Raw genomic sequence first — 11387 nt, 5'->3', positions numbered from 1 at the left:
ATATTACTGAAAAAGGTGTCCGTGAATTAGTGAAACCCGCAGCCCGGCTTCCCGCGTCTGCCCCTGCCGCCTCGCCCTCGACGGAGAGGGCGAACACAGGAGGCAGCCATGACCACCGATCGCACACCCCAGCCCCGGAACGACATCTACGAGCGTGTCACCAGCCAGATCATCGCCGCCATCGAGGCCGGCGCCGACCAGTACCGGATGCCCTGGCACCACGACGGATCGGCCATCACTACGCCCGTCAACGTCGCCTCGCGCAAGGCCTATCGTGGCGTCAACGTCATCGCACTCTGGGCCGCCGCGCACGCCGCCGGCTTTCCCGCCGGCATCTGGGGCACCTATCGCCAGTGGCAGGCGCTCGGCGCCCAGGTCCGCAAGGGCGAGCGCGGGCACCTCGTCGTGTTCTGGAAGACCGTCGATCGCCACGGCAAGGCAGACGTACAGGACGGCGACGAGGATCGCGACGAGCCCGCCCGGCGCATGTTCGCCCGCGGCTACACGGTCTTCAACTGCGCGCAGGTCGACGGCTACACGCCGCCCGAGATACCGGTGCTACCCGAGGCCGAGCGCATCGAGCGGGCCGAACGGTTCTGCGCAGCGCTCGGCATCGACATCCGCCACGGCGGATCGCAGGCCTGTTACCGCCCATCCACCGACCACGTGCAGATGCCCGACTTCGCCTGCTTCCGCGATGCCGCAGCCTATTACGCCGTGCTGCTCCACGAATGCGGGCACGCCTCCGGCGCCAGGCATCGCCTCGACCGTGATCTCTCCGGACGGTTCGGCTCGGCCGCCTATGCTATGGAGGAATGCACGGTCGAGCTCCTGAGCGCCATGATCTGCGCCGACCTCCATCTCAGCGTCGAGCCGCGGCCCGACCACGCCAGCTATATCGCCTCCTGGCTCGAGGTGCTTCGCTCCGACAAGCGCGCGATCTTCACCGCCGCAGCCAAGGCGCAGCAGATCGCCGACTGGCTGCACGCCCAGCAGGGCAACGCTTGCCGGAACGACGTCAGGGGCGCCGCATAGGCGCTCCTCGACCCGATCAGTTGACAGTTCGCTCCCGGAACAGCGCCTCAATCAGCGGACATTCCGGCCGCGTGCCGTCGGCGCATTGCGCGACGACGTCCTTGAGCACCCGCTCCATGCGCTTCAGGTCAGCGATCTTCGCCCGCACATCGTCGAGATGCGCGGCGGCGACCGCGCTTGCCTCGGCGCAGGGCTGGTCGCGTTCGTCGACCAGGCGCAACAGCTCGCGGATTTCGTCGAGTGAGAAGCCGAGCTCGCGTGCCCGCAGCACAAAGCGAAGGCGCCGCTCGTGCGTCGTGTCGTAGCTGCGGTAGCCGGCCGCCGTGCGCGGTGGCTCGGGCAGGAGCCCGACCTTCTCGTAGTAGCGCACAGTCTCCAGATTGCTGCCCGTCCGCCGGGCGAGCTCAGCCCGCTGCAGGCCCTTCACGCCAGCGTGATCGCGCATCGCAAAAATCCCTCTTGACCCTGTAGTTGCTACAGACCGCATGGTACTGCGCAATGAGGATTTCGGCAAGGAAAGCGAGATCGGACATGGATATATCGCGACCCAGCACGGCGGGCATGACGTCCGCCACGACCGACGTGCTCGCGTCGGACCGAGCCGAAGTCGGACGGCAGCGCCTGGTCGCCGTCGGCGGCATTCTCGGCGCGCTTGCCGCCTCCTCGTGCTGCATCGTCCCGCTCATCCTGTTTAGCCTAGGCATTGGTGGCGCCTGGATCGGCAATCTGACGGCGCTCGCGCCCTACAAGCCGCTCTTCGTCGCCGGGACGACGGGCGTTCTCGGCTACGGCTTCTATCTCGTCTACTGGAAGCCGAGGCGGGCCTGCGCCGAGGATGCTGCCTGCGCGCGCCCGATCCCCAGCCGCATTGTCCAGATCGCGCTCTGGTTTGCGACGGTGCTCGTCGCGGCCGCCTTCGCATTCGACTACGTCGCCCCGCTGCTGCTTTCCGCCTGACACCAAGAGGAGACCCGTCCCATGAAGAAGAGTTTGAGTGCTCTTGCTTTGATCATGTCGGTGATGACCGCGCCTGCCGTGTTCGCTACCGAACGCACAGTCACCTTCGCCATCGACAACATGACCTGCGCCTCCTGCCCCTACATCGTGAAGACCTCGATGGCGGCGGTCCCCGGGGTCTCGACGGTGGCCGTCTCGTTCGAAGCCAAGACCGCGACCGTGACCTTCGACGACGCGCAGACGACCCCGGATGCCATCGCGGCCGCCAGCATGAATGCCGGCTATCCGGCCCGCCCGACGCAGGAGCAAGGCAGTTGACATGCATGACCGCGCCCTGATCCGCACCGGCGCCGCAGGCGCCATTGTCGTTGCGATCTGCTGCGCGGCGCCACTCCTTGCCGTGCCCCCGCCGCTGGCCGGCCTCGGCGCGTGGTTGACGGGTTCGGGTCTGGTCGTGCTTTCCCTGATCGCCGCGGGCCTCGGGCTTGTCGCCTGCGGCATCCATCATCGCCGTGCAAAGGTCGTCTGTTCCAACACGAAGATTCTGAATGAAGGCCTGAAGCCATGAACGATTGCTGCACATCCTCCGCGTCCCGCGACAAGGCGACGGTTTCTACATCCGCAACGGTGCCGAGCTTGGCCGTGCGGCCGGGTGTGACGTTTCCGGACTGGTCGGTGGTTTCGTCACCCGTGGTGAAGGAGGCCCTGCTGGCCATGGTCGGCTCCGACCATGTGCTCAACCGCTGGAGCGGCTACGAGGCGGCCACGGATCGCGTGCGCGTTGCGTTGCTACAGCTCTACGCCGAACACGGGCGAGCCCCGACCCCAAGCGCGCTTGCCAAGCGTGCGGGGCTGAGCGAGGAAGCCGTCCGTGCGCTGCTCGAAGAGCTCCGCCGTCGCGACCTCGTCGTACTCGATGGCGACATGATTGTCGGCGCGTATCCCTTCACCGACCGCGACACCGGCCACCGGGTCACACTGGACGGACGCACTCTTACTGCGATGTGCGCGGTCGACGCGCTCGGCATCGGCGCTATGACCGACCAAGACATCTCGATCGTCTCGCGCTGCCGCCACTGCGGCGCGCCGGTCCGGATCACCACGCAGGAACGGGGCCGGGCTCTGGCCGACGTTGAGCCGACGACGGCCGTCGTATGGCTCAGCGTCCATTACGAAGGCGGATGCGCTGCGAACTCGCTGTGCACTGCAACATCCTTCTTCTGTTCCGACGATCACCTCGCCGCGTGGCGCCGGCAGCGTCCTGCAGACGAGCCGGGATTCCGGCTGTCGATCGAGGAAGCTCTCGAAGCAGGTCGGGCGATCTTCGGGCCCAGCCTTGCCGGAATCGGCACAATCGCCGGCCACGGCAACAACGCGGCCGAGACACAAGGTGAGCCTCAATCGTCGGGCGATACGGCATCGCCGGACAGGCCCGTGACGCATCGGCGCCTTGGCACGAATGGCCGCAACAATGGTTCCTACGACCTTGCCATCATCGGCGCCGGCTCGGCCGGCTTCTCGGCCGCGATCACGGCAGCCGATCAGGGCGCCCAGGTGGCCCTCATCGGCAGCGGCACCATCGGCGGCACCTGCGTCAATATCGGTTGCGTGCCGTCGAAGACGCTGATCCGCGCCGCCGAGACGCTCCACAATGCCCGAGCCGCGGCACGTTTCGCCGGCATCACGGCCGAGGCCGAACTGACCGACTGGGGCGGAACCGTCCGTCAGAAGGACGCGCTGGTTTCGGAGCTACGTCAGGCCAAGTACGCCGACCTGCTCCCGGCTTACAACGGCATCGCCTATCGCGAAGGGCCGGCGCGCATCGTGGACGGCGGCGTCCAGGTGGACGGCACGTTTGTCTCAGCCGGCAAGATCATCATCGCGACCGGCGCGCGACCGGCCGTCCCTGTCATCCCCGGCATCGAGACCGTGCCATACCTGACGAGCACGACGGCGCTTGATCTCGAGGCGCTGCCCCGATCTCTGCTCGTGATCGGCGGCGGCTATATCGGGGCCGAACTCGCCCAGATGTTCGCCCGCGCCGGCGTCGAGGTGACGCTGGTGTGCCGCTCGCGTCTCCTTCCGGAGGCCGAACCCGAAATCGGCACGGCGCTGACGGGGTATTTCATGGACGAGAGCATCGCGGTGATTTCCGGCATCACGTACCGGACGATCCGCAAGACCGCGGACGGTGTTGCACTCACTGTCCATCGCGACGGCAAGGACGTCACGATCGACGCCGATCAGGTGCTCGTGGCGACGGGCCGCGCGCCCAATATCGAAGGTCTCGGGCTCGCCGAGCATGGGATCGCTCTCTCGCCGAAGGGCGGCATCTTCGTCGATGACCGCATGCGCACGACAAGATCGGGCGTGTACGCTGCCGGCGACGTCACCGGTCACGATCAGTTCGTCTACATGGCCGCCTACGGTGCCAAGCTCGCGGCGAAGAACGCCCTCAACGGCGACAGCCTGCGCTACGACAACAGTGCCATGCCGGCCATCGTCTTCACCGATCCGCAGGTGGCGAGCGTCGGGCTGACAGAGGCGGCTGCGCGGACCGCCGGCCACGCCGTCCGTGTCTCCACGATCGGTCTCGACCAGGTGCCGCGCGCGATTGCCGCCCGAGACACACGCGGGCTCATCAAGCTCGTCGCCGACGCTGGCAGCGGCCGGCTGCTCGGGGCGCATATCCTCGCACCGGAGGGAGCCGACAGCATCCAGACGGCGGCCCTGGCAATCCGGCACGGCCTCACCGTCGACGACCTCGCGGATACGCTCTTTCCGTATCTCACCACCGTTGAGGGCCTGAAGCTCGCGGCTCTTGCCTTCGACAAGGACGTGGCGAAGCTCTCATGCTGCGCCGGCTGAGCCGTGAAGGCTCGGATGTCGAACGTGACAATGTTGGAGGAGATCTAGTGGCGAAGAGATATGACCTTGCGATCATCGGCACGGGAACGGCTGCGATCGTAACAGCACACAGGGTTCGTGCGGCTGGCTGGAGCGTCGCCGTCGCGGACTTCCGGCCCTTCGGGGGCACCTGCGCCTTGCGCGGTTGCGATCCGAAGAAGATGATGGTCGGCGGCGCCGAGGCGGCTGATCACGCCTGGCGCATGAGCGGACGTGGAATCGAAGGGGACGCGACGCTCGATTGGACGGGACTGATGGCCTTCAAGCGCAGCTTCACCGATCCGGTACCGCAGAAGCGTGAGAAAGCCTTTGCCGACAAAGGGATTCACGCCTTCCACGGTCACGTTCGCTTTATCGGCCCGAATGCGCTCGAGTTCGGAGGAGAGAGGATCGAGGCGGACCGTATCGTGATCGCCGCCGGCGCCGAGGCCGTGCCGCTCGGCATTCCGGGCGAGCAGCACCTGATCACCAATGAAGGCTTCCTGGAACTGGAGAGCCTGCCTGAACGCATCGTCCTTGTCGGCGGCGGTTATATCGCGGCCGAGTTTTCGCACATCGCGGCGCGCGCCGGAGCACAGGTCACAATTCTTCAGCACGGGAAGCGAATGCTCAAGCAATTCGACCCCGATCTCGTCGGCTGGCTGATGGACAAGTTCAGCGAGCGCGGCATCAATGTCCGCACACAGGCAGGGGTGACCGCCATTGAGAAGGTATCAGACGGCTATCGCGTCCGGGCGGACTGTCCTGACGGCGAACTCGATATGGACGCAGATCTGGTCGTCCATGCCGCGGGTCGGGCGCCGGCGCTCGCGACGCTCGATCTCGATGCCGGGAGCGTAAAGCACCATAACGGGCGGCTGGCGTTGAACGGATTTTTGCAAAGCGTCTCCAACCCCGCGGTCTACGCAGCAGGTGATGCCGCCGGCCTAGGACCGCCGCTCACTCCGGTATCAAGCCATGACGCGAAGGTAGTCTCGGCGAACCTGCTCAACGGCAACACGGTCAGGCCTGAATACACAGGCGTTCCGAGTGTCGCCTTCACCATCCCGCCGATCGCAGCCGTCGGCATGAGCGAAGCCAAGGCGCGTGAGAAAGGCCTGAACGTTCGCGTAAAGACCGAGCGCGTGGACGGCTGGTTCACCGCACGCCAGCAGGCCGAGACGGTGTATGGCTTCAAAACGTTGGTCGACGCGGACACTGACCGCATCCTCGGCGCCCATCTTGTCGGTCCGCACGCTGACGAAGTGATCAACATCTTTGCACTGGCGATCAGGCAAGGGCTGACGGCAGAGCAGTTGAAGACCACCATGTTCGCATATCCCAGCGGCGCGTCAGATATCGGCGAGATGCTTTGAGCGTAAGTGAGGTGGTCGACCGGTACGGCCGCGGAGCAGTCTGCACGAAAGAAATCCCTTCACCAGTCGCATTCGGTTCGCTGAGCAGTCGTAAAAACCACGAACCGCAATGCGAAGAGCAGCCCTCCAGATACTCCCGAGTGTCTCACCCGTTCTAAAACCGCGCAACGCCGCCAGATCGGCTGGTTTCGGCTGATGAAAGTCCGCTGAGACAGCTTGACTGTTCAGATAAGTCGCCGAGATGAACGCGGCCTTCTGCTGCGCCTCGCTCGGCATCGTGCCGACCGTGCGCCACGCCGACTACATCGGCTCCTGGCTGGAGGTGCTGCGCGAGGATAACCGCGCCATCGTCCGCGCCGCTTCGCAGGCGAGCAAGGCGGCCGACTGGCTGCTGTCGCATCTGCCCGACGAGGACGGCGCTGAATCGGTTGCGGCCTCGACCGAGCGGAGGGTGGCGGCATGATCCTCCTGACCCGTACCCAGCGTGCGCAGCTCCTCGCCAATGGCCGGCAGCGCGGCGCCGATCACGTCCCCGTCGTCAAATTCTTCAATCCCTTCGGCGCGGGCGTCTGGCTCGCCACCGAGCTGGATCAGGGCGGCGACATCATGTTCGGCCTGGCCGATATCGGCTACCCCGAACTCGGCTCGTGGAGCCTGGAAGAGCTGCGTGGGGTCCGGTTGCCCTTCGGCATGGGGATCGAGCGGGATCTGCTCTTCACCGGGGATTTCCCGATCTCGGTCTGGGCGGAGGCTGCGTGGGAAACCGGCAGCATCCAGGCGGCGGAACGAGCCCTCTACCGCGCCGGTGCGGCATTCACCCGCACATCCACAGATACGGAAAGCCGGGAATCCTGATTTCCGGTTGCCGGCTTTGTGGCCTGGCGTCGCACTCTTCAGAGGAAGAGGGCGGCGCTTCGCTTCGTGACGGGTTGGAGGTCGAGAGAGTGGCTCCCGGCCGCCCGTCGCGGAGAAATCACCATGGCCAAAGCTGCCAGGAAGAAGCCCGTCGCCCCGATGATCGTCTTTTCACGGGCGCGCGACATTCCGTTCAACCGGATCAGGCTGTCGGACAGCAATGTTCGCGAGGCTGACGTCGAGGCGGGTCTGGACGAACTTACCCATGACATCGACCGGCGCGAGGATCTCGTGCAGGGCCTCAACGTTCGCGCCATCCTCGACGCGGACGGCGTTGAGACCGGCGATTTCGAGACCCCGGCCGGCGGCCGCCGCTACAGGTCCATCGCGCGCCTCGTCGAAGCCGGTCGCTTCCCGGCCGATGGCCTCGTCCCCTGCATCGTCAAGAAGGCCGATGCCAAGACCTCGGCAGTCGACGACTCGCTGGCCGAGAACCTGCTGCGCCTCGCCCTGCATCCGCTCGACCAGTTCAAGGCGTTCAAGCGGATGTTCGACATGGGCATGTCGAAGGAGGAGATCGCCGACGCCTGGCGGACCACGCCGCGCTACATCATGCAGCGCCTTCGTCTCGCGACGGTCGCGCCGGCGCTGCACGACGCCTATGCGCGGAATGAGATGACGCTGGCGATGCTGGAAGCCTTCACCGTCAATCCCGACCACGAGCGCCAGCAGCAGGTCTGGGAGCGGATCAGCACGTCGTGGCAGAAAGAGCCCTGGCACATCCGCAGCCTGCTGACCGAGACCACGGTTCCGGCTGCCGACAAGCGCGCCCGCTTCATCGGCATCGACGCCTATGAGGCGGCGGGCGGCCCGGTGCTGCGCGATCTCTTCTCCGACGAGAACGGCGGTTGGTTGCAGGACGTCACGCTGCTCGACCGCCTGGTTGACGAGAAGCTGCGCACTGTCGCCGACGAGATCGCCGGACAGGGCTGGAAGTGGATCGACGCGGCAGTCGAACTTCCCTACGGCTACGCCAACGGCCTGCGCAGGCTGGTCGGTGTGACCCAGGAGCTGACCGACGAGGAGCGCACCGCCCGCGAGGCGCTGCGCGACGAGTATGACGAACTCGAAGCGCAGTATGCAGAAGCCGACGACCTGCCCGATGAGATCGACCAGCGGCTCGGGGAGATCGAAGCCGAGTTGGAAGGCTTCGAGAACCGGCCCGTCACCTTCGCGCCGGAAGACATCGCCCGTGCCGGTGTTTTCGTCAGCATCGACCGCGATGGCGAGTTGATCGTCAGTCCCGGTTATGTCCGCCCCGAGGACGAACAACCCGAGAGCGTCGATGGTGAGGATGCGGGCGAAGGTGCCGACCCGTCCGATCCCGATGCGGTGCAGCGCGCGGTTATCACCGTCGGCGGCGAGCCGGTCCCGGACGGCGATGAAGAGGAGGACGATGCCGTCAAGCCGCTGCCCGAGCGGCTGGTGACCGACCTGACCGCCTGGCGGACGCTGGCGTTGCGCAATGCGCTTGCCGAGAATCCGCGCGTCGCCATGACGGCGCTGCTGCACAAGCTGGTTCTCGATACTTTCGAGCGCACCGCCACCTCGGGAACCAGCCTCTATGCCGCCGTGCGTCACATCTATCTTCCCACGGATGCGACCGGGCTCGCTGACAGCGCCGCCGCGAAGATGATCGACGAGCGCGCGGACGCCTGGCGGGGCGACATCCCCGCTGGCGATGACGACCGGCTCTGGGACTGGATCGACGGTCTCGACGATGCCAGCCGCCTGGCGCTGCTCGCCCATTGCGTCAGTTTCGGGGTCAACGCGCTTTACGAGCGGCCCAACCCCTATTCGGGGAATGGCATCTCGCAGCACGGTCTCGACCGCCGCATGGCCGAGGCGGTGCGCGAGGGCGCCGGCGATCGCGCGGCCGATCTCATCGCGCATCTCAAGAAGGGCGATATGGCGAAGGAGGCCGAACGGCTCCTGGCCGATACCGGCTGGCTGCCGGAGCCGCTGCGCCCCGCCATCGAGGCGCAGGCCGTGGATGGCGCGACCGATCAGGACGAGGACAGCGTGGCGCTGCCCGACTTCCTCGCCGGTGGCCATGAGGACACGGCCGAGGCCGCCGACGATCCAGAGGCCCTCGTCGCCGCCGAGTGACGCGCAGCAGCGGGGCGGCCTCCGCCGCCCCGCATTCCATCCCTTCCATCTGAAGGCCCGGCATCTCGCCGGGCCGCTTTCGTTTCAGGAGCAAGATCATGTCCGCTTCCCTCATTTTCGACATTGCGCCTCTCGGCTCGCTCGTGGCCTATAGCGACGGCCAGCCGAAACCGCCCGCACGTTTCACCAAGAAGCTCGCCGCGTGGAAATCCCGCAACGGGGCCGGTCGCCTCGTGCGCAAGGAACCGGGCCGCGAGCGCCCGACCTACACGACGCCGCCGTCCTTCACCCTGCATGAGGGTGATTTCGGCGAAGGCGGCATCATCCTCATCACCATCATGCGCAGCTACGGCATCGACAGCGATCTGAGCTTCCGGGTTGTCGAACGCCCGAAGATCGGTCAGGTCCGTGTTGTGCAGGATGTCGGAGAGAACGTCGAATTGCTGCACCTCGCGGAGAACCACGAGGCGGCCGAACTCTGGCTAGCCAGGAACGGCTACAGCCGCGCGCGCCTCGAGGAGATCACCGCCGACGAGGCAGGCGCCGATGCCGTCGAGGGTCGAGCTGCCGCGTGACCATCGCCGATCCCGTTCATCCGGCCCGCTTGTCCCGTGACGGCGGGCCTTCTTCGTTTCAGGAGAACACAATGGCCATTCCCGATCCCGTTCGAACGAACTTCGACACTCTGCTTCGTGCTGCCGATGACGGCAATCTCGCCCTTATGGAATGCCTCGACGCCGCGACCCGTGAGACACGCTATGTCCTGTGCGCGGTCGGCCGCGACGGGGGTGATTACGTCTTCACGCCGTTCGGCCATCTCGCAAGCGGCAACCCCTATGACGCCTATCTGCCGCCGGATCCCGACGATCCTGCCGGCTTTGTCGAGAAGGCCGAAGATGGGGGCGCATCATGATGACGGTCGATGAAATCTTCGCCGATGACCGCCGCAATCCGCCATCGGAGCGCTCGCTTCCCTGGGAGGAAACCCGCAACGGCGTCACCGTCATCGTGGAACCGAAACCGCATTGGGCCGAGGACATGCGCGCCTTCCGGCTCGATGCCCGCGAATACTGCCGCTATGCCGACTGGACGGCCCATGGCGCCCGGACGCGCTTTTTCGGTCATATCGACACCTCCGGCGACGATGTGATGATGAAGGCCCGCGCCATGATCGCCCGCGAAATCGCCGATGGGTTCTGGGACTGACCGGCCCTGAAAGCCGAACCTTGCACACGGGGCTATCGGGTATCGCTGCACAAGCAGCGATGGATCGAGTTCGAGCTTCACCATTGCGCCAACTCCTTGGTGTTGTGGGGGCAACGGGTTCCGTCCCCGGCCTGAAACACACCCTGAATATCCGCCGGCAACGAGGCTGGCGCAGCAAAGCATCTGCGACGGGTTTCCGGCACCGGCTCGACGCAAAGCACCATCCCCCGCTTCCATTCGCTAACCTTGGTCCGACCGTCTCTTTGCATTCAACCCCGGTGGGGTCGGCTTACGCGCGCGTGCCGCCCTCGGGGATTCGGAAAGAATCCGAACGCCCGAGGGTGATTGCAGATCCGGTCAGACACTTCGGGCGCCTGTCGCGCGGGGGATGGTCCCCCGCCTCCAAAGACAGGAGCCGGAACCCATGTCCTACGCAGATGCCACCGCTTTCGCCGCCAGCCTCGCCACCACGCTGATGGTCGTGATCGTCGTGTTCCAGGCCGGGGACGGCACCCACGGCGCCATGCCCGCCGACGAGTTCGACGGCGACGAAGAGATGGTGAAGCTCGAACTCGATCCCTTCGGCTGAGGCGCGAAAGCGCCTCCGCCCGACGGCCCGGCCCGCGTCAGGCGCAGCCGGGCCTTGTGCCATGCGCAGGCTGCGCATCGCCAGCGGCGGTGCCGAGGCCTCGCCTCGGCTCTGGAAAGGGAGAGTTGGGCCGGGATCGGGGCGAGCCTGGCGGAAGGAGAGGAGAGCGCCGCCGGGCCATATCATCCCGCTCTCCTGGAGGATCATCCAATGACCGATACCGACAAACCAGCCACGCCGGAATTCGACATGGCCGCCAGCGTCGCGCGCTTTGGACTTCCCCTTCAAAAATGGAGGGCTTCTGTTAGACAAGA

At 66.1% G+C, this 11387-nt stretch carries 13 protein-coding genes and 1 pseudogene; 13 read left to right on the top strand and 1 reads right to left on the bottom strand.

The window, feature by feature from the left end; translation table 11 throughout:
- The first annotated feature begins 108 nt into the window (after nucleotides 1-108).
- Nucleotides 109-1035 carry an ArdC family protein gene (locus CES86_RS11505; RefSeq protein ID WP_012112819.1) on the top strand — a complete coding sequence of 309 codons (927 nt, stop codon included), beginning with the start codon at nucleotides 109-111 and terminating at the stop codon, nucleotides 1033-1035.
- Between the two features lie 16 nt (nucleotides 1036-1051).
- Here the strand turns inward: CES86_RS11505 and CES86_RS11500 are convergent, their stop codons facing one another.
- Nucleotides 1052-1480 (bottom strand): MerR family transcriptional regulator, encoded by a 429-nt coding sequence (locus CES86_RS11500; RefSeq protein WP_012112818.1) that lies wholly within the window; start codon nucleotides 1478-1480, stop codon nucleotides 1052-1054.
- 116 nt (nucleotides 1481-1596) lie between these two features.
- Here CES86_RS11500 and CES86_RS11495 point away from each other — a divergent pair, with 116 nt between their 5' ends.
- From CES86_RS11495 to CES86_RS11440, 12 genes and pseudogenes are all read left to right on the top strand, one after another.
- A complete protein-coding gene (locus tag CES86_RS11495) occupies nucleotides 1597-1992 on the top strand; it encodes a mercuric transporter MerT family protein (RefSeq protein ID WP_231771510.1) in 396 nt (131 codons plus the stop codon).
- Nucleotides 1993-2013: 21 nt separating this feature from the next.
- A complete protein-coding gene (locus CES86_RS11490) occupies nucleotides 2014-2310 on the top strand; it encodes a heavy-metal-associated domain-containing protein (RefSeq protein WP_012112816.1) in 297 nt (98 codons plus the stop codon).
- Nucleotide 2311: 1 nt separating this feature from the next.
- A complete protein-coding gene (locus tag CES86_RS11485) occupies nucleotides 2312-2560 on the top strand; it encodes a hypothetical protein (protein WP_036742955.1) in 249 nt (82 codons plus the stop codon).
- Entirely contained in the window at nucleotides 2557-4860 is a 2304-nt protein-coding gene (merBA, locus tag CES86_RS11480; protein ID WP_012112815.1) for a bifunctional organomercurial lyase/mercury(II) reductase MerBA, read from the top strand. The genes CES86_RS11485 and merBA overlap by 4 nt, the downstream gene beginning before the upstream one ends.
- On the top strand, nucleotides 4845-6254 hold the full coding sequence (locus tag CES86_RS11475) for a dihydrolipoyl dehydrogenase family protein (protein ID WP_246670937.1): 1410 nt from the start codon (nucleotides 4845-4847) through the stop codon (nucleotides 6252-6254). Before merBA ends, CES86_RS11475 begins: the two co-directional genes overlap by 16 nt.
- Nucleotides 6255-6486: 232 nt before the next feature.
- Nucleotides 6487-6717: pseudogene (locus CES86_RS11470) on the top strand (zincin-like metallopeptidase domain-containing protein); the annotation flags it as partial.
- Nucleotides 6714-7109 carry a DUF2958 domain-containing protein gene (locus tag CES86_RS11465; protein ID WP_039194750.1) on the top strand — a complete coding sequence of 132 codons (396 nt, stop codon included), beginning with the start codon at nucleotides 6714-6716 and terminating at the stop codon, nucleotides 7107-7109. The pseudogene CES86_RS11470 and the gene CES86_RS11465, both read left to right, overlap by 4 nt.
- Before the next feature lie 123 nt (nucleotides 7110-7232).
- The gene (locus CES86_RS11460; RefSeq protein ID WP_094514427.1) at nucleotides 7233-9278 is read left to right on the top strand and encodes a ParB/RepB/Spo0J family partition protein; all 2046 of its coding nucleotides are present in this window, start codon (nucleotides 7233-7235) and stop codon (nucleotides 9276-9278) included.
- A gap of 98 nt (nucleotides 9279-9376) precedes the next feature.
- Nucleotides 9377-9853 (top strand): hypothetical protein, encoded by a 477-nt coding sequence (locus CES86_RS11455; protein WP_012092595.1) that lies wholly within the window; start codon nucleotides 9377-9379, stop codon nucleotides 9851-9853.
- A 71-nt stretch (nucleotides 9854-9924) separates the two neighbouring features.
- Entirely contained in the window at nucleotides 9925-10191 is a 267-nt protein-coding gene (locus CES86_RS11450; protein ID WP_012092596.1) for a DUF6117 family protein, read from the top strand.
- The gene (locus tag CES86_RS11445; RefSeq protein WP_012092597.1) at nucleotides 10188-10484 is read left to right on the top strand and encodes a hypothetical protein; all 297 of its coding nucleotides are present in this window, start codon (nucleotides 10188-10190) and stop codon (nucleotides 10482-10484) included. Before CES86_RS11450 ends, CES86_RS11445 begins: the two co-directional genes overlap by 4 nt.
- 424 nt (nucleotides 10485-10908) lie before the next feature.
- Nucleotides 10909-11073 (top strand): hypothetical protein, encoded by a 165-nt coding sequence (locus CES86_RS11440; RefSeq protein ID WP_166507195.1) that lies wholly within the window; start codon nucleotides 10909-10911, stop codon nucleotides 11071-11073.
- Nucleotides 11074-11387: the final 314 nt, after the last annotated feature.

Source organism: Brucella lupini (genome assembly GCF_002252535.1).
Lineage (GTDB): Bacteria > Pseudomonadota > Alphaproteobacteria > Rhizobiales > Rhizobiaceae > Brucella > Brucella anthropi.
This window is presented reverse-complemented; position numbering and strand designations above follow the sequence as displayed.